The sequence below is a fragment of the Halorubrum sp. 48-1-W genome, from assembly GCF_003287355.1.
Lineage (GTDB): Archaea > Halobacteriota > Halobacteria > Halobacteriales > Haloferacaceae > Halorubrum.
The window spans coordinates 28,503-46,787 of the sequence record NZ_QMIM01000009.1; the positions used below are offsets into that span (position 1 = coordinate 28,503).

Genomic DNA, 18,285 nt, shown 5'->3' on the forward strand with positions numbered 1-18,285 from the left:
TCAGGTGAACACGATGGTTCAGTACGATTTCAACTGGCAGGTAGCGTTCGTCACCGGGACCGCACGTGTACAGGGTCAATCACACGCGGCAGAGTACGCAAAATACGGTCGTGTGGCGACTACGGAGCGGCGAAGTGAACACCCCCCGCAACCACCGACGCCACCGAGATTTTTTGACGAGAACGCCATCAAACGACGCCACACTCTGACGAGTGGTACCGTCGACTGGAGTGGCCCTCGGTAGAGATGGGGGGTTGAGCCGTCGCACCGCCACGGTCGAGAGTCGATTCGCCGTCAGACGACCACCCGGAGTCACGACCGCTCGTATCGAACGTCGAGGCCGACGTCGTCCCGGATCAGGTTCGAGACGGTACAGATTCGCTTGGCGGACGTGACGATTCGTTCGACGGTCTCCTCGTCGGCGTCGGATTCCAGCGTGAGGGTCGCGTCGATGTTCTCGATCCGACCGTGGTCTGGCTGCCCCGTCACGTCGACATCGACCGACGCGAGGTCGGCGTCGTACTTCTCGGCCTGTAAGCGCGTCGAGACGGCGAGACAGGATGCCAGTGACCCCAAGAAGTGGTCCACGGGCGTCGGTGCGGTGCCACTTCCGCCGACATCTGCCGGTTCGTCGAATCGCCAAGCGTACTCACCGAAGTCGACGTCGCCGGCCAGACCGTCGTCGTTGCTGGCGGTAACCTGCCGGTTTGCCGGCTCTATCTCCTCGGCGTCGGTGTCTCCGCCGCCGACTGCTACTCCCTCAGGGAGGAGGCGTTCTGGCTCCGTCACGCCCTCGGAGATCGTCTCGAGGAATCTGGCCGCATCTGCCCCATCGACGACACGGTGGTCGAACGACAGTGACATCGTCAGGTGGCGTTGAGACGTGGTCCCCTCCGATGTGTGGACGGCTCTCTGCTCTGCACGACCGAGACCGAGGATGGCCACCTCCGGAGGATTGATGATCGGGGTGAACGAGTCCACGTCGAGTGGACCCAGATTCGAGACCGTGAACGTCCCTCCGGCGAGGTCGTCCAGGTCGTACTCGCCGGCCTGGACGCGTTCGGTCAGGTTTCGGCGGGTCGCACTCAACTCGCTCAGGGACTTCGACGCCACGTCGGGCACCACGGGCGTGAGCAAACCGTCGTCGACGTCCACAGCGATGCCGACGTTGTGTTCCTCGTACTGGCGGTGGACGCCGTCCTCGAACGTCGCGTTGAATGCCGGGTGTTCGGACAGTGCACGCGACACTGCTCGGAGGAGCAGGTCCTGCACCGAGACGTCTCCGTCGATTTCCGCCCTGGCCGCATCGACCGCCTCGAACAGCGCCTCGACATCGACCGAACGGTCGACAGTGACGTGTACTGCCTGCCGGTAACTCTCGCTCAGGCGGTCGGCGATCTGTCCTCGCATCCCGTCCAGTTCGCGCTCGGTACGGACCGTTTGAGAGGCAGGGCCACCGGTCGCGAGGGCGTCGAGGTCGTCCGCGGTAACCGCCGACCCGTCGTCGGGCACGGGCATATCACTGGGATCTAGCCCCAGTTCCTCCGCACGGCGCTTCGCCCGGGGAGTCAGCCGGGGCGTGGCCGTCTGGCGTTCGTGCCAGGCGTGGACATCGTCTTCGGTGACCATTCTCTCGTCGACGGCAGCCGTGACCTGATGGATGTCGACGTCTAGTTCCGCTGCCCGACGGCGAGCCCTAGGACTCACGCCTACCGGCCCATCCGAAGAGTCGCCGGCATCGTCAGTCGAGCGCTCGTCGTCGATGGCGCCCCCCTCGGCGTCGTCGGCCGTTGGTTCACTCCCGTCGTCGCCGGCTGACGCATCGGTGTCGGCAGGTTCGAGATCGTCCAGACGCGACCGTGCCTCGGCCGTGAGGTCCCCGATGTCCGCGCCCTCGTCTGCGACGATCGCGAGGGGGACGCCCGGCGGCCCTTTGTCGCCGACGTCGGCGAACCGTTCCCGGAGGACGCCGTCTTCTTTCGCGGCGATCTCGGCCGTCGTCTTCTCGGCCTCGATCTCCAGGAGTCGGTCGCCATCGGCTACCGCCGCGTCGCGGTCCGCGAACCACTGGAGCACCTCGCCGGTGGTCATCGACATCCCCAGATTCGGCATCGTCACTATGTACGCCATACACGACCCTCCTCCGATTCCGATGTAAATCTGTGGGTGGTACTGTGTATCACTCGTGGTATCCGCGAGACAGCGTCACCACCGGCCCAACGGCGAGCGGTGCCGTTCGCCGGCAGTTCGGCCCCGCGGCCATCAGAACGTCGGCGAGAGCACGTCCTCGACGGCCTGCGAGATGGTTGCCTGATCCGGCAGTACCTCGCCCTCCTCGGGCTCGCTGTACGACACTGGGGCGTCGGCCCGGGTCACGCGCTTGACCGGTGCGTCGAGGTCGAACAACGACTTGTTGGCGATCCGGGCCGCGACCTCTGCGGCTGTCCCGCACATCCGGTTTCCGGTGTCGACGACGACGACGCGACCGGTCTTCTTGACGCTGTTCAGGATCGCTTCCTCGTCGAGTGGGAGTGGCGTCCGGAGGTCGAGCACCTCGACGTTCGCCTCCCCCTCGAACTCCTCGGCGACCGCAGTCGCCTGTGGCACCGTCTCGCCGACGGCGACTACCGTCACGTCGTCGCCCTCGCGCCTGACCGCGGCCTCCCCCAGCGGGACGGTGTACGTTTCGTCGGGGACCTCACCGGTGTCCCCCTGTAGGACTACGGGGAAGTACACGACCACGGGGTCGTCGTCCTCGATGGCGCTCAGCAGGAGCCCCTTCGCGTCGTACGGTGTGCTCGGGATCACCTGCTTCATACCGTAGTGCATCAGTCCCGCGTGTGGTGCCTCGGAGTGCTGGGGTCCGAGTCCACCCGGCGACCCGGCCATCGGGACCGTCACCGTCATTGGGACCGAGTACTGGCCGTTGCTCATGTGGTGGATCCGGGCGGCGTTGTTCACCAGTTGTTCCATCGTCAGGTGCGGGATCGTGTTGATCTGGTACTCGACGATGGGCCGTTTGCCGTCCATGGCCGCGCCGACACCGATACCGGTGAACCCCGGTTCGGCGATTGGAGTGTCCCTGACCCGGTCCTCGCCGAACTCGTCGGCCAACCCGATCGAGGTATTCAACAGCGCTTTCTGGACGTCCTCTCCGAGAAGGATCACGTCGTCGTCTGCCGCCATTGATTGCCGGTACGCTTCGATGACCGCCGTTAGGTACGCTTTTTCTGACATGGTTTCACCGGTACTTGGGCGCCGGTTGGACGTTGTCCTCGGCGTAGATCGTTTCCAGGGCTCGCTCGCCGGCCGGTTCCTCGCTATCGCGCATGAACTCGACCGCTTCCTCAACGGTCTCGTCAACCGCGTGGTCGATGTCCTCGAACTCCGAATCGTCCATCACGCCAGCGTCGGTCACCCGGTCTTTGAACAGTTTCAGCGGGTCCCTGTTCTCGCGCCACTCTTGAATCTCCTCCTCGGTGCGGTAGGGCCGGTCCCCGAGGAGGTCCTGCTCGGCCGAGAAGTGCCCGAAGTAGCGGTAGGTCTCGCACTCGACGAACTGCGGCCCCTCGCCGTTGCGCGCCGCGGCGACCGCCTCGGACACTTCGTCGTAGACGGTGAGGACGTCTTGGCCGTCGATCGTCTTGCCGGGCATGTCGAACGCCGTAGCTCTGTCGGAGATGTCGTCGGTCGGGATCGAGTAGTCAGACGACGTCGACACGGCGTACTGATTGTTCTCGCACAGGAAGACGATGGGCAGATCCCATATGGCGGCCATGTTCATTGTCTCGAAGACGACGCCCTCGTTCGAGGCGCCGTCACCAAAGAAGGCGACCGTGACACGGTCGTCGTTGTCGATCTGGCTGGAGAGAGCCGCACCGGCACCGTGAGGGACGCTCGCCCCGACGACGGCGCTGGTCTCGAACACCCCGTTTTCAGGATCGTAGAGGTGGAACTCGCCACCACGGCCACCACCGACGCCGGTTTTTTTGCCACCGAACTCGGCCAGTAGCTCGTTCACGTCCGTTCCCATAGCCAGTACGTGGCCGTGACTGCGGTGTGTGCCGGTGATCAGGTCGTCGTCATCGAGAGCGAAGCAGGTCCCGACTGCACTCGCCTCCTGGCCGTTGCACATGTGTGCATCGCCCGGAATCTCGCCTGCCTCGACCAAGTCAAGTAGCGCCAGTTCCACCTCTCGGGTCAGTTTCATCTGACGATACATCTCACGGAGGTTCGACTTGTCGTGATCGTGTACGTTAGTTTCTTGACTCATGATCCCACGGTACTGACAAATGCTACCGCACATCATATTAAATCTACGTATCATGGTACTGCGACAGTCGATCGCCCCAGTCGCACGTTAATACCGACGAGACCTGGCCGAAACCGCGGACCTGGTCGAGGAGGAAGGACAGGAGGCATTCCCTATCCAGGCCGACGTCTTCAACGAGGACGAGGTTGAAGCCGCCTTCGACCAGACCATCGACCGGTTCGGACGGATCAACATCCTCGCCAACAACGCCGGTATCGAGTCCATCGCGAAGGCGACGGAGCTGGACGAGGAGACCTGGAATGAGTCGATCGACGTGAACCTCAAGAACGTCTGACTGTGTTCGAAACACGTCGGCCAGCACTTCATCGAACGGGATGACGTTGGCAAGATCGTTAGCACCGCCTTGACGTCGGACTTCTCGGGCGTGCCGATCGGGAACGCCACTATGTGGCTTCGAAGCACCGGGGGCGGGGCCTGGCGAAGACGCTGGCGCTGGAACTAGCCGGGTACGACGTCAACGTCAACGCCGTCGCACCGACCCCCATCGACACCCAGATGATGGATGGCATGTTCGGGGCCTATGGCGAGGAGGTCCTGGATGAGGGTGCCGGGGCGCTCGCCGGCCCGTTCAACGTCTTCGAGCCCCGGTAAAATGCTATCGTCGCGGGATATCAGCGAGGCGTACATGTGGCTGTCGAGCGACGCCGCCCGCTACGTCACCGGGATCACTCTCCCTGCCGCGGCGGACGAACACGATATTCCAAGGGAGGGGGATACCTGCACCAACGGTAGCATCCCGCGCCACGCCTCCCTCGCCCACTGTCTCTCGCAGAACGACGACCCTGCCGTCCAGCTCGGGCACGTCGGTCGCTCGAACCAGAAAGCGTTCGAACACGTACCTAGTTTTATTACTGTTGGTTGAGAAGAATGTCGCGCCAAAGCCCACAGCACATTCGAAGTGAAGTGATAACCAACGGCGGGCTTTGTCCAGGTAAGATAGACAATGGTACAATACGACTTCAGCGGCAAGGTGGCGTTCGTCACCGGAGCCGCGCACGGACAGGGACGCTCCCACGCACAGCACTACGCGAAACACGGCGCCGACGTCGTCGTTACCGACATCATCGAGAACATGGAGACGGTCCCGTACGACCTCGGGACGGAGGAGGAACTTGCCGAAACCGCGAACCTGGTCGAGCAGGAAGGACAGGAGGCGCTTCCAATCGAGGCCGACGTCTCCAAGGAAGACGAGGTCGAAGCCGCCGTGGACCAGGCCGTAGACCACTTCGGAAAGATCGACATCCTGGCAAACAACGCCGGTATCGAGTCCATCTCCGAAATGACCGAGATGGACGAGGCAATGTGGGACGAACTGATCGACGTGAACCTCAAGGGTGTCTGGCTGTGTTCGAAACACGTCGGCCAGCACTTCATCGACCGGGGCGACGGCGGCAAGATCGTCTCCACCTCTTCGACGGCCGGCAAAGCTGGTGTCCCGGGCAACGGCCACTACGTCGCCGCCAAGCACGGCGTGATCGGTCTGACGAAGACGCTGGCGCTGGAACTCGCCGAGTACGATGTCAACGTCAACTGTATCGGGCCGACGGCGATCAACACCCAGATGGTCCAGGGGATGATCGAGTCCGCTGGTGAAGAGTTCATGGAGGAGATCGGTGCGATGAGCGGCCCGACGAACATCTTCGATCCGGAAGGTGGGATGATCGAAGAGAAGGACATCAGCGAGGCGTACATGTGGCTCTCCAGCGACGCCGCACGCTTCGTCACCGGCACGTACCTCCCGGTCGACGCCGGGTTCCTCGCGAAGTAACGACCCGCAACCAACCCACCACCAACACCCAACAATGGTACAATACGACTTCAGCGGTCAGGTGGCGTTCGTCACTGGAGCCGCGCACGGACAGGGGCGCAGTCACGCACAGCACTACGCGAAACACGGCGCCGACGTCGTCGTCACCGACGTCAGTCGGAACATGGACACGGTGCCGTACGACCTCGGGACGAGCGAGGAACTGGAGGAGACAGCCAGCCTGGTCGAGGACGAAGGCCAGGAAGCCCTCGCGATCGAGATGGACGTTCGCGACGAGGGCGACGTGGAGGCGGCGGTCGACCGCGCTGTCGATCACTTCGGTCACATCGATATCCTCGCGAACAACGCCGGCATCGCGTCGATGGCCGACGCAGTCGAGATGGAAGAGGAGATGTGGGACGAGATGATCGACACGAACTTGAAGGGTGTCTGGCTCTGTGCGAAGCACGTCGGCCAGCACTTCATCGACCGTGGCGACGGCGGCAAGATCGTCTCGACTGCTTCGACTGCGGGGGCGATCGGAATTCCCGGACAGGGGCACTACGTCGCTGCCAAACACGGGGTCGTCGGCTTGACGAAGACGCTGGCGCTCGAACTCGCCGAGTACGACGTCAACGTCAACTGTATCGGCCCCACGGGAATCGACACGCCGATGATCTCCGGCATCAACGAGGCGTACGGCGAGGAGGCGCTCGCCGCGGTGACGGAGATGACTGGCCCGTGGAACGTCTTCGGCGACGGCGGCATGATCGAGTCGGAGGACATCAGCGAGGCGTACATGTGGCTCTCCAGCGACGCTGCACGCTACGTCACCGGTGTATACTTGCCGGTCGACGCCGGATTCCTCGCGAAATAGCACCCTCCTGCTCTGGGTCACTCCCAGGGCAGTTGCGGGTTCTCCTCGGTCCAGTACGACGCCAGCCCGACAGCCATCACGACGCCGGCGACGAAGGCGACAACGAGCGTGCTCGCCTCGACGGCGTCACGGTACACCCACGCCAGCGAGCCAGCGACTGCGGCGTTCGCGCTACCCCAGAGTACGTTCAGCACCGCACTCGATTCCGAGCCGAACGGCGTCATGTGGCGCTTCCCGGTGACTCCACGGACGAAGTGTGGGATCGCGTTCGTGCCAAACAGGCCGACGACGGCAAACACGACGAGTTCGATACCGGTTGCCATACGCCCGCATTTGACTGCCCGCTAATAGTTCTCCGGGACGGGTCTACTCTACAGTTCGAGCGTTGTCGCGTCGCTGACCTCGAATCGGGTGACCGTCGGCTCGCCGGCGAACAGTTCGGGAAGTCGTTCCTCGAAGTCTGGAAATGCTCCGTCTGATCGTGCGCGTCGACCGCGTCCGCGTCCTCGTACCGTTCCAAAAACCGGATCGTGTTCTCGTCTTCGACGTCCACGGCGGCACGGTATTCGATCGCGCCGTCCTCCCGGTTCGACTGTTCGACGACCGTCCCTCTGTGGTCACGCGTCTCGCCTCGTCGCTCTGCGTCGATCGGGAACGAGGCGTGGCGTACGATCATCGTGTGTTCGCTGGTACTTCCCACACACTGTCGCTTCGGGTCGGAACGACAATACGACGTACTCGTTCCGTCACGGACACCGCAAACTAGAACTGCTATGGCACCGACACACACGGTAGTGCCGCGTTACAGGTTCGACGGAGAGGTCGCGTTCGTTACCGGCGCCGGCCGAGGCCAGGGCCGCTCTCACGCTCAACACTACGCGAAACACGGTGCCGACGTGGTGGTGACCGGCGGTGCACGCGGGATCGAGACCAGTCAGTACCCACTCGCCTCCGAGACGCAACTCGATGAGACAGCCAGTCTCGTCGAGGACGAAGGACAGGACGCGCTCGTGGTACGTGCCGACGTTCGCCGGGAGCCGGCAGTCGAAACTGCTGTCGAGGAAGCGATCGACCACTTCGGGACGATCGACATCCTCGCGAACAACGCCGGCATCTGGAACGTCACCGACCTCGTTGAGATGGACGAACAGCGGTGGGACGAACTGGTCGACTCCGACCTCAAGGGGGCATGGCTCTGTGCGAAACACGTCAGCCAGCACTTCATCGAGCGGGACGGCGGTGGGAAAATCGTCTCCACGGCATCGACGGCCGGGCTCGTCGGGGCGAAGGGGTCGGGCCACTACGCGGCCGCGAAACACGGCATCGTCGGCCTGACGAAGGCGCTCGCGCTCGAACTCGCGCCCCACGACGTGAACGTCAACTGTGTCGCCCCGACCGGCGTCGCCACGCCGATGATCGACGGTATTCTCGAGACGGTAGGAGAGTCGGCGCTCGCTTCCGTTTCCGATGCCAGCGGGTCGATGAACGTGTTGGATGAACAGCTCATTGAGCCGGGCGACGTGAGCGAGGCGTACATGTGGCTCTCGAGTGACGCCGCACGCTACGTCACCGGGGTCGTTCTCCCCGTCGACGCCGGTATGCTGGCGAAATGACCGTGGCTCCAGAAACGACCCCCGCCGTCCCGACACTGCTGGCCGACTGGCTGTACCGGACGCTCTCGTAACCGATCCGTCGGCTACTACCTATAGCCGTCTCGCGAGCAGTTCGCCGTCGTAGTACGCGCGGTCGAGCTTCCGAGGTGAGACGGCGTCCCCGACCCGGTAGACGTCGTCGCGACGTTCATCCAACTCGAGGTAGAGCGACTCGTCGGCCTGTCGGCGACCGGCAACGACCACAGTGTCCGGGTCGCGAGTCGCGGTGTCGCCGGTGAGCGTGTTCCGGAGGGTGGCCGTGCCGTCCTCGGCGACCGAATCGACAGTGTGATTTCCGGTGAACTCGGCCCCCTGGGCCTGTAGTACAGCAACGAACCCCGGAAGGTTCGGTTGCTCGGTTCGGAACGCGGGGTAGTGGTCGCTGCTGACCATCTCCACCGACGCCCCGCGGCCGAGGAGTTCGAGTCCGGTCTGGACGGTGACGATCCAGCGGTTCTCGTCGAACAGTAGCACGTCCTCCCCGACCTCGGCGCCCTCGAGCACGTCGAACGCGTTTACCACCGTCCCGTCGAACCGATCGCCAGTCTCGGGGAGTGTTGCCCCTGTCGCGACGACGACGGCGTCCCACGATGGCTCCACGTCGGCGGCTGTGACGGGCGAATCGAGCTCGACGGTCACCCCCGATTCGCGCGCGGCGGTCTCCAGGTCGGCGGCCGCGCGCCCGAACGGCGCGAGCGGTCCCTGCGCGGCGAGCGTGAGTTGACCACCGAGGCTATCGCTCGCCTCGCGTAGCGTCACGTCGTGACCGCGCTCGGCGGCGATCGCGGCGAAGCGCAGTCCGGCCGGACCGCCGCCGACGACGAGGACGCGCTGAGGGAGCGCAGCGTCGTCGAGGGCGGAGCGGGCTACCAGTTCGGATTCCCGACCGGTTCGGGGGTTCACCACACACTCGACATGACCGCCGTGAGCGTGCCCGTACACCGCCTCGAGACACTTCTGGTTACACTGGATACAACGGTCGTAGCCCTCGCCGGCTTCGTCTTTCCGGAGCGTTTCGTCGTCAGCGAGTAGCTGACGAGTGAAGCTTACGAAGTCGGCGCCCGCGTCGAACAGGGTGTCGACGTCGTCGACCGTCGTGAACGGCAACCGCCCGATTACGGGCACGTCGACGGTGTCGGCGGCCGTGGCGATCGGACCGATCAGATCCGGAGCATCCGTCGAAATTCCAGCGTGTGTTTGGTTGTACGTCGCATGGCTCCCAACCGTACAGGAGAGATAGTCGAACCCCTCCAGGGCGTCGAGGATCTCGGGCACGTCGTCGAACGCGTACCCGCCGTACTCCAGTTCCGCGAGCGAGAGATGGAGGCCGACCGGACCGTCGATCCGGTCAGCGGCTGTCTCGAGTGCTTCGTTCACGAACCGTGCCCTTGCCGACCAGTCGCCCCCGTACTCGTCGTCCCGGGCGTTGTACCGCGGGGACAGGAATTGTCGGAGGACCGAGAACGGGCCCGCAGCCAGTTCAACGCCGTCGAAGCCGGCTGCATCGAGGTTCGCCGCTGCGTCGCCGAACCCGGATAGTACCTCGTCGATGTCGTCCCGAGTCATCGTCTTGGGCATCTCGTAGGCGGCATCGGATGGGGACGCCGAAGGGGCCAGTTGAGGTTGCATTTCCCAGTCACCTCGGGATTCCGCACCGGTATGAGTGAGTTGCCCGACGACTTTCGCGTCATGGTCGTGGACGGCGTCGACGACGCTCGCCAGCGCCGGGACCACCTCCTCGTCGTACGCGTCAATGAATGCCGGCCCACTGGCAGACGAGTGGACAAGCATCTCAGCGGGGCCGACCACCAGCCCCGCACCGCCGGCTGCGCGAGCAGCGAGATGGGCAGCGAGCTCCTCTGTCGGCCGTCCATCGTCGACGAACCGGGTGCGAACGGGCCGAAAGACGCCACGGTTCGGAACCGAGAGAGGTCCAACTGTTGCGGAATCGGAGATGTCCATGCTAACAGATATCAATTAGTTGTACTTGAAGATAGCGCAGTTCACACGTCCCGCCGGATGTTTGGATGACGGACGAGCCACGCTGTTGCATCCTCGACCGCCGTTTCTTCCTCTCCGACGATCCTGATCCGCTTCAGTTCGCCTGTCGGATAGCAACCGATGCGCGCGTCGAACCGCTCGCTCACCTCACTAAGCACCGTGTTCAAATGACTTTCTGGCGTCTCAGTATAGAGCGTCTGAGAGGTGATACTTCCCTCCAAACCGTTCGCAACGTGCTCGAAGACGGCCTTCATTTCGGCAGGAATTCCGGGTAGTACGTAGACGTTCCCGCAGATACAGCCCGGCGCGATCCCAACGTGGTTCGGGATGATCTCTGCCGAAGCCGGATACCGTGCTGCTGTCTCAATATCGTGTCGAAAGTCGGGATGGTCCTCCCGAATTTCTGTTACAGCTGCTTCCACATGTTCTCGTGCCTCAGAATTGGGTTCGAGTGGTAGTCCCAGCGCGTCAGCTACTGCTTCGATCGTGATATCGTCCGGCGTCGACCCGAGCCCTCCAGTTGTTAGTACCAGGGTATGTGTCTGGCTGAGGTCCGAGACGGTCGTCTCGATGGTAGGGGCTTCGTCGGGGACGACTCGTATTTCACGGACGTCGATACCAAACTCTGTGAGTCGGGTCCCGAGCCACGACGCGTTCGTGTTCTCAACGTCGCCCGCCAGTAGTTCGTCCCCGATAGAGACGATTGCGGCAGTTGTCGCCATTCTATTCACCTGTGTAGTCTCGCTCCCCTCGTAAGTGTATGATGGGTCCATCGTGATTTTTTGGTTACATGTGATGTGTAGAACCAAGCGAATTTGTCGGGTTCCAGCTATCGCCTCGTTTTGTCTATACTACCTATCTGTTCTCTCAAAATAGATAATTGTTCTTTAGAACAGAACAGCTGTTACTCACTCGGCGGCATTAATCAATAGCTACTGATGGTTGTATGAGACTGTTTGACCACACGTTATTCACGGATATTCACGACAGATCTAGAGCGCTGTGGGGCTGTTAGGATCTGTACTATATCATGAAAGAACAAACATTGTTCTTCTATAGTAATTAGTTGTCTACTTTGGCTGAACGACCATTCAATTTATGTCAATGGATACGTACCGACATGCCATGGGAGAGAAACACACTACCGAAGTAAGCGCGGTCAATCGAACGATACGTATTATCGAAACGCTTCGTGACCTCCAACCCGCAGGCGTCACCGAAATCGCGAACGCTGCGGGACAAACGAAAAGTTCGGTATATAACCACCTCGCGACCCTGGAAAACGAGGGGTACGTCATCAAAACCAACGGGGAGTACGAACTAGGGCTACGGTTCCTCCCCCTCGGTGAGGCCGCTAGACAACGGCTTAGCGTATACCGGGCTGCACGTGCCGAGATCGAACAACTCGGCAGGGAGACGGGGACCAACGCGTACCTGTCGGTCGAGGAGCGAGGACTGGCGACCGTGATTTTCCGCCACCTGGAGAACGAAATCGACCTCGGCTCCATCGGAACGACAGTGCCGCTGACTACCTCGTCCATGGGGAAGGCGATCCTGGCACAACTACCTGTAGAACGCGTCGACGAGATCGTCGATCGGCATGGATTCCCCCGGATGACCGAATCCAGTATCGTCGATAGGGGCGCACTCGACGAAGAATTGGAGCAAATCCGCCAGCAGGGGTTTGCTCTCGACAAAGGGGAGCACGTCAAGCGACTCAGGGGCGTTGGTGCCGCCATCTTAGGTCCGGACGGTGAAGTGCGCGGGGCAGTCAGTGTCGCGGGCCCGGAACGGGAGTTACGTGGCCCGTTCTTCGAAGAAGAGCTCCCGGATGCCGTCCTAGACGTGACGAACGTTATCGAGCTAAAGCTGATGGAAAACATGTCTGTGTGAGATCAGCATCGCGAGGTCTCATCTCGAGTGCTCCCCTACTCTCCGAAATCCGATCGTCCTCCTCGGGAAAGCCGATCGGGATACCGGGGAGAACGAACTGCCGCGGAATATCCGGAAAACGCTCCCTTTCTACTACGGCGCGAACGCAACTATTGACGATTCGCCTCGTTCCCCGGGTCCATTCTGGGTACCAATTACCGACGCTGTAGGGCCCTTCTAGTCGGTACTTCTCCGTTCGAGCTGTCGTTCTGTTCGCACCCGAAAGCTTCGCCCGGATCAGTCACAATTCCATTCAAATAACAACAGTACATTTGTTATAGAAACGTCATCGTCGGTGTTCGAGAAGCGATAGTCCCGGTCCAGTCGTCGCCGTTGCGGAGGGTCTGTCAGTAGTGGTCCCGAAATCGCTCCAGGATCAGCGACCTCAGTGACGTCGATCCGGCTGATTCGGTCACTGTCCCAGGCGTCGGAACACGCCTGTTCCGATCAGATATCGGTGATACGCTCGTACGCATCGTCCAGCACGGCGGCGTCCTCTGGCAAGAGCGCGACCATCACGTAGCGGGCGTGGGTGGAGAAGTAGTCGACCAGGACAGCGATGCGCCCGGCGTCGATCGCTTCCAGAGAGTCAAGCAGCATGAACGGGACCCTCTCAGACACGTCGTGGACGAGATAGCCGGCGAGTGCGAACACCAGACCCGTCACCTCGCGCTCGCTCTCGGAGAGGTGATCGACGGTGTCCTCGTAGGCTGCTCCCGAGCCAGTCGTGCGGACGACATGGAGTTCGAAAGCCTGTTTGGTCACCTTGCGACGCCCTTCCCTGACCTCGCGCTCAACACGTTCGATCCAGATCCGGTCGAGGTTCTCGTACTCGAGCCGGTCTAGCAGCGAGTCCATGTGGTCGTTGAACGCCTCAACCGCCTCCCGTTCGATTCGACCGATCCGCGTGCGGAGGCGCTCGATTTCCTCAGTTACGTCGTCGAGTTCGTCGTGAATCTCGCCCTCATCCTGGATATGTGCCTCCGCCTCGGCGATATCGGCTTCGACGTCTTCCAACTGGTTTTCTACCCGTCCGAGTTCGTACTCCAGTTCGTTTGCGTTCCGGTGGAGGTCGAGTACCTCGTCGTACTCCTCGCCCTCCAGTTCGTCGATCGCGGCCTCGACCTCCTCGATCGCCTCGGTCACGTGCTCGCGTCGATCCCGGAGGTCGTCTATTGTCGCCTCCGTCCGCTCGATCTCCGTCTCGAGTTCGTCCAGCCGGCGTTCGAGTCGGTCGCGTTCCGTTCGGGCCTGTTCGATTTCTCGCTTCTCGCTCCGGAGTTGCTCGATCTCGGATTCGAGTCGGTCGACCTCGCCGACTTTCGACTGGCTGCGGTCGCGTAGCTGCTCGAGTGTGGACTCGATCTGACCCGGGTCGATCGCGGTACCACAGGTCCAACAGGTGACGGCATGGTCGACGAGCTGGTCCGTGAGAGCCCCGTCACCCCCCGCGTCGAGGTCGATCGGCGCCCCCGGCCCGTCCTCGTCAAGCATCCCTTCGTTGAACCGGATCACGCTCTGGAGTTCGTTCACCTGGCTTTCGAGTTCGCTCTTTCGCTGCCGGAGCTCTCGGAGCTGCGCATCGATCTCGTCGGCGTTGGTGTCGGGCGCGTCACCTCGATCCTTCAGTTCGGACCCGTACTCTCGGCGTTCCGTCTCGAGCGCCCGGAGGCTCTCCTGTTCGGTTTCGAGTTCGTACCGCACGTCATCGAGGTCGGCGCGCTTCTCGCGGAGTTCTTCGAGTCGGTCTTCGAGTTCGGACTGTTCCGCCTGCTGGGTCTCGACGTCGGCGTCGGCCGCGTCGAGTTCGTCCTCCACGGCTTCGAGTTCGGCTTTCGTCTGCTCGATCTGCTCATGGAGTGTCTCGCGACGATCCTCGAGGTCGCGGAGTTCGCCCTTCCGGTCGTCGATAACGTCGAGTTCCGCTTCGAGGCCATCACGACGGTTTTGGAGGCGGTTGATCTCGGACTGGATCTCCTCGGTGTCGACGGGGCGCATGATGAGCTCTCTGAGGTCTGCGTTCGTCGCGACTGCCCGTCGCGCCTCGTTTGACTCGAGCAGGAACGCGAACAGGTCCGCCAACTCGGGATCGTCGAGGTACGGGTCGCCGCCCTGCTCGATGCCCCCTTCACGCCGGGTGAACGTCCGGGAGTACGTCTCCTCGCCTCGTTCGAGCGTGACCTCGGCGTTGTCGGCGTCCCCTTTCATCGCGACGTTCTCGCTTCCGAGCGCGGCCATGATGGCCTGAAGGAACGACGTACGGTTTGTGGCGTTCCGGCCGACGAGGATAGTTACCCCGGACTCGAACGTAACCTCCGTCTGCCGAATTCCTCCGATATTGTGGGCGTGGACTGTGGCCCTCGGTGCGGAGGCCTGTTGTCGCTGCATAGGCGTTTTGCCAGTGGAAATCGTATAAACATGTCGACGCTAGTCCCGATGTCGTCGCCCACTCGTGAGGGCGTCGCCACCCCCTCGCACAGGCTGCTACTCGTCCGAACCGACGCAGTCGCAGCCGCCGTTGTCGAGTAACGCCTCAACAGCGTACTTCGTGCCACAGTCTCTACACAGCACGTTAACCTCTACCAGCGTGCGGAACGAGCCGAGCTCGATGTCATCGTTCCGTCGCAATTGTGCCAGTTTGCTGTTGGTAACCGATTGAACGCGACCACGAAGTCGCTGGATGTGCTCCTTCTCGGATTCGGTTCGGTCTCTCTTCTCACTAGAGTACGAGGCGCCGCGGTGTTCTCTCAGGTAGGTTCGGATAGCTTGGTAGGTAACGAACTCCTGTTGAAGGTGATCGACGTCGACATCCTCACGATCGAGGCGACGTTTGGCCCGCGTACGGTCGGCGGTGCTAACGTCGTCGTCAGTCAGAAGTCGGTACACGTTTTCGACGTCTCCGTCGAGAGGTTGTATTTCTGCATCGATCAGTGCGACACGGAGGAGTTCCCGATTGAACTCGTCGGCAAGGTCTCGCAAACTCTTCCGTTCGTCACCGTTCGCAGTCCAGCGACGTTCGAGTCGGTCACCGATCCCATCCAAATCGTGCTTCTCGATCAGCTGTTCTACTTTGCCCCGACGGCCGGGTTCTGAATCACTCACTACTCTCCGGTCCGGCTCCGAGGGTAAAGGCGTACGGATCAAATAATAACAGTACTGTTGTTAGGTACCCTCTGAAATCGCTATCGCGAACTGATCGGAACGCTCACTCGTGGTACAGTGTCGTCCGACGTCTCGTCCGTATGAACCCGTGATATCGACCCGAAACTTGATTCCGGTGGTGGACAAACAGCTACCTATGTGCTCCAGTAACACGGACGAGCACGTCGTGCTCCTCACCGGCGGTACGAGCGGTATCGGTCGGATCGCTGCGACGGAACTGGCCGAGCATGGGGCGACCGTCGGGGTCGTCGGTCGGGAGCGGTCCCGTGGAGAGTCGCTGGCGGCCGAGTCGTCGACGCTGCCGGGCGAGATCCGGTTCCACCGCGCCGACCTGGCGACGCAGTCAGCGGTGCGTTCACTCGCGACGGAGATCCGAGAGACGTACGATCAGCTCGATGCGCTCGTCCACAACGCCGGACTCTCTGTGAGCGAGCGCACCGAGACCGCCGACGGGGTCGAACGCACGCTCGCGGTCAACCATCTGGCTCCATATCTTCTCACACACGAACTGCTCGACGTCGTACTCGCGTCGGCGCCGGCCCGGATCGTCACGACCGGCTCCGAAACCCATCGTCGCGCCTCGATCGATTTCGAGGACCTCCAGTTCGAGCGCGACTACGACGCCCTGCAGGCTTACTCACGGTCGAAACTCGCGCTGATCGCGTTCACGCTCGAACTCGCTGACCGAGTTCCGGAAGGCGTGACCGCAAACAGCTTCCACCCCGGATTCGTCCCGTCGACGAACCTGTTTCGCGACGTTGCCCTCACTACTCGGCTCGCCGTTCGTATTGCGGGGATCGTTCCCGGTATCGGGACCAGCGAACGGGTGGGCGGACGACGGCTGGTCCGTCTCGCCACTGAGCCCGAGTTCGGCGACCGGACTGGCGTTTACGTGACTGGTGACGGTGCCGTCCAACCGTCCGACGAGGCTACCGACCCCGAGATCCGGACCCGCCTCTGGCGCCGGAGCGCCGACCTCGTTGGCGTCGATCCGGCGTGGCCCTGATTTGCTCCGGGGTGAGACCGCATTTACTAGACGTTAGAAATACGTTCTCATATTTGAAACTGGGAGTCGATCGATCGCTGTATCGATCGCTGTGTCGATCGCTGTTGTACGTTCGTCGAGTGAGTCGAAGAGGCGGTTGTTGCGCGTTGCCTGGAGTCGTCTCCAGCATTCCTCGACTGGGTTCTACTCCGGCGAGTACGAAGGGCGCGTCACGAAGGTGCGGTCGTCAGGGGCAGTCAGGTCGTCAGGGGCAGTGAGGCCCGTGACGGCCGATGCCTGAAAATACGGTACTCCATCCAATACGACAATCAGATCATCTTCAGATTCTACACATAGTATTAAACTGATAATTTTGTGTGATCGGCAGTGGTGTACTCCGTGAGCCGAGAGGAGAAGCGTTCACCGTCCTCGGTGATCGCGCCCGACAAACGCGTCCACTTCCATTGACCGGATACTTCGACGGCGGGCTGCGTACCACACGGAAACCCCCCTCAACGCGATTCGACTTGGACAGACGTCTCCGTTTGATCGAGACACACTACTGTGGCGTCCGTCTTCCGCCGCTTTTTTTCGTCTCGTCGTGGAACGCTTCTTGGTCGCTATCGTCGGATTCGGTGGCTGAGTGAGGTGGTTTTGATAGCTCAATCCCGCCTCTTTCAAGAACCGCCGACAACTCGAGATCGAGTATTCGACACTGTACGTTTCTTCGAGATATTCTCGTGCGAGCGCCGGCGTCCACGCCGGCGCGTCACAGCCGATCTCTCGAGGCGATCCGTGGACAGTTCGCTCGAACTCTTCTTATTGTAGTTCTGAGAGTTTTCGCTTTCGGCCAGATCACTGAGTATCAGAAACAGCCTGTTCGAGTGGTTCGTCAGGTACGCAGATCCACGCGAAAGCGAACGATCGTAGCCACTCGTCCGCAGTTTCTGCTTCGGCTCTGGTGAAACAGTTTGAGAAACGGATGGTTCTGTGTTTCACCTTATAATTGACATATTTGGCACTGTTCCGAGTTCCATGTCGTTCGTATCTGAAATCGAAGCCATGTTTTTGCAGGCTCGGTGAAGTAGAACCGCGTCATCAACGAGAGAGATCGCGTCATCGACGTCGTGCTTTTGCCGGAGTTCCGTGAAAAACTGATCTGCGGTCACGTTCGTTCCTGTTGGTTCAAGCGTTGTATGGTGAAGTTCGTTCGAATCGGGATCGACGGTAGCGTACAGCCCATCTCGTTCACCATCGAGCTGACTCACGGTCTCATCAACCGCGACGTGATTCGGACGCCGACCAGATTCCGGCTGTAGGTCAGTCGTACGAACCCTGTTACGAACGATAGACCGAACCCGATCAACACCGAATACCTCGAGAAACAAAACAGTATTTGAAAACGATTATTCACCCAGGTGAACACCGACCGTTCTCGACCGCCCAATCATAAGGAGTTCATATACACTACGATAATGAGCGTGTCATAGAAGACTTCCCACACCAAACAGGAATCGCTCAACACAGGTGAAGGAACGAACGATTCTGCGGTGGCGTGCCGGTGAGCGCCCGGAGGGCGCGAACCGCCCGCGAGGG

At 61.5% G+C, this 18,285-nt stretch carries 18 protein-coding genes and 1 pseudogene; 8 read left to right on the plus strand and 11 right to left on the minus strand.

What is annotated here, in order from left to right:
* Positions 1-312: 312 nt before the first annotated feature.
* From DQW50_RS04660 to DQW50_RS04670, 3 genes are all read right to left on the minus strand, one after another.
* Positions 313-2,130 (minus strand): 2-oxo acid dehydrogenase subunit E2, encoded by a 1,818-nt coding sequence (locus DQW50_RS04660; RefSeq protein WP_112078140.1) that lies wholly within the window; start codon positions 2,128-2,130, stop codon positions 313-315.
* Positions 2,131-2,262: 132 nt separating this feature from the next.
* A complete protein-coding gene (locus tag DQW50_RS04665) occupies positions 2,263-3,237 on the minus strand; it encodes an alpha-ketoacid dehydrogenase subunit beta (protein ID WP_112078141.1) in 975 nt (324 codons plus the stop codon).
* Positions 3,238-3,241: 4 nt separating this feature from the next.
* Entirely contained in the window at positions 3,242-4,273 is a 1,032-nt protein-coding gene (locus DQW50_RS04670; RefSeq protein WP_198664604.1) for a thiamine pyrophosphate-dependent dehydrogenase E1 component subunit alpha, read from the minus strand.
* 154 nt (positions 4,274-4,427) lie between these two features.
* Here DQW50_RS04670 and DQW50_RS18830 point away from each other — a divergent pair, with 154 nt between their 5' ends.
* The 5 genes from DQW50_RS18830 to DQW50_RS04685 all read left to right on the plus strand — a co-directional run bounded on the left by DQW50_RS18830 (position 4,428) and on the right by DQW50_RS04685 (position 6,957).
* Positions 4,428-4,607, plus strand: coding sequence for an SDR family NAD(P)-dependent oxidoreductase (locus DQW50_RS18830; RefSeq protein WP_394338568.1), 180 nt, complete (start codon positions 4,428-4,430; stop codon positions 4,605-4,607).
* A gap of 113 nt (positions 4,608-4,720) precedes the next feature.
* A complete protein-coding gene (locus DQW50_RS18595) occupies positions 4,721-4,924 on the plus strand; it encodes an SDR family oxidoreductase (protein WP_198664605.1) in 204 nt (67 codons plus the stop codon).
* Position 4,925: 1 nt separating this feature from the next.
* The gene (locus tag DQW50_RS18095) at positions 4,926-5,195 is read left to right on the plus strand and encodes a hypothetical protein (RefSeq protein WP_198664606.1); all 270 of its coding nucleotides are present in this window, start codon (positions 4,926-4,928) and stop codon (positions 5,193-5,195) included.
* An 81-nt stretch (positions 5,196-5,276) separates the two neighbouring features.
* Entirely contained in the window at positions 5,277-6,101 is an 825-nt protein-coding gene (locus tag DQW50_RS04680) for a mycofactocin-coupled SDR family oxidoreductase (protein ID WP_112078143.1), read from the plus strand.
* 34 nt (positions 6,102-6,135) lie between these two features.
* Positions 6,136-6,957 (plus strand): mycofactocin-coupled SDR family oxidoreductase, encoded by an 822-nt coding sequence (locus tag DQW50_RS04685; protein WP_112078144.1) that lies wholly within the window; start codon positions 6,136-6,138, stop codon positions 6,955-6,957.
* A 17-nt stretch (positions 6,958-6,974) separates the two neighbouring features.
* Here the strand turns inward: DQW50_RS04685 and DQW50_RS04690 are convergent, their stop codons facing one another.
* Complete coding sequence (locus DQW50_RS04690) at positions 6,975-7,280, minus strand: hypothetical protein (RefSeq protein ID WP_112078145.1); 306 nt, start codon at positions 7,278-7,280, stop codon at positions 6,975-6,977.
* On the minus strand, positions 7,178-7,633 hold the full coding sequence (locus DQW50_RS04695) for a putative quinol monooxygenase (protein ID WP_241964338.1): 456 nt from the start codon (positions 7,631-7,633) through the stop codon (positions 7,178-7,180). The genes DQW50_RS04690 and DQW50_RS04695 overlap by 103 nt, the downstream gene beginning before the upstream one ends.
* Positions 7,634-7,751: 118 nt before the next feature.
* On the opposite strand from DQW50_RS04695, the gene DQW50_RS04700 reads away from it, so the two are divergent.
* Entirely contained in the window at positions 7,752-8,570 is an 819-nt protein-coding gene (locus tag DQW50_RS04700; RefSeq protein ID WP_112078153.1) for a mycofactocin-coupled SDR family oxidoreductase, read from the plus strand.
* A gap of 90 nt (positions 8,571-8,660) precedes the next feature.
* Here the strand turns inward: DQW50_RS04700 and DQW50_RS04705 are convergent, their stop codons facing one another.
* The gene (locus DQW50_RS04705) at positions 8,661-10,571 is read right to left on the minus strand and encodes an FAD-dependent oxidoreductase (protein ID WP_112078146.1); all 1,911 of its coding nucleotides are present in this window, start codon (positions 10,569-10,571) and stop codon (positions 8,661-8,663) included.
* 41 nt (positions 10,572-10,612) lie between these two features.
* Complete coding sequence (locus DQW50_RS04710) at positions 10,613-11,383, minus strand: molybdopterin-binding protein (RefSeq protein WP_198664607.1); 771 nt, start codon at positions 11,381-11,383, stop codon at positions 10,613-10,615.
* 352 nt (positions 11,384-11,735) lie between these two features.
* On the opposite strand from DQW50_RS04710, the gene DQW50_RS04715 reads away from it, so the two are divergent.
* The gene (locus DQW50_RS04715) at positions 11,736-12,503 is read left to right on the plus strand and encodes an IclR family transcriptional regulator (protein WP_198664608.1); all 768 of its coding nucleotides are present in this window, start codon (positions 11,736-11,738) and stop codon (positions 12,501-12,503) included.
* A 486-nt stretch (positions 12,504-12,989) separates the two neighbouring features.
* Here DQW50_RS04715 and DQW50_RS04720 read toward each other — a convergent pair whose 3' ends face one another.
* Both DQW50_RS04720 and rdfA read right to left on the minus strand, forming a co-directional pair.
* A complete protein-coding gene (locus DQW50_RS04720) occupies positions 12,990-14,930 on the minus strand; it encodes an archaea-specific SMC-related protein (protein ID WP_112078148.1) in 1,941 nt (646 codons plus the stop codon).
* Positions 14,931-15,026: 96 nt separating this feature from the next.
* Positions 15,027-15,644, minus strand: coding sequence for a rod-determining factor RdfA (rdfA, locus tag DQW50_RS04725; protein ID WP_112078149.1), 618 nt, complete (start codon positions 15,642-15,644; stop codon positions 15,027-15,029).
* A gap of 196 nt (positions 15,645-15,840) precedes the next feature.
* Here rdfA and DQW50_RS04730 point away from each other — a divergent pair, with 196 nt between their 5' ends.
* A complete protein-coding gene (locus DQW50_RS04730) occupies positions 15,841-16,710 on the plus strand; it encodes an SDR family oxidoreductase (RefSeq protein WP_112078150.1) in 870 nt (289 codons plus the stop codon).
* A gap of 399 nt (positions 16,711-17,109) precedes the next feature.
* On the opposite strand, the gene DQW50_RS18835 is transcribed toward DQW50_RS04730, so the two are convergent.
* Complete coding sequence (locus DQW50_RS18835) at positions 17,110-17,469, minus strand: winged helix-turn-helix domain-containing protein (protein WP_112078151.1); 360 nt, start codon at positions 17,467-17,469, stop codon at positions 17,110-17,112.
* 75 nt (positions 17,470-17,544) lie between these two features.
* Positions 17,545-18,095, minus strand: a pseudogene (locus DQW50_RS04740) (IS6 family transposase); the annotation flags it as partial.
* Between the last annotated feature and the right edge of the window lie 190 nt (positions 18,096-18,285).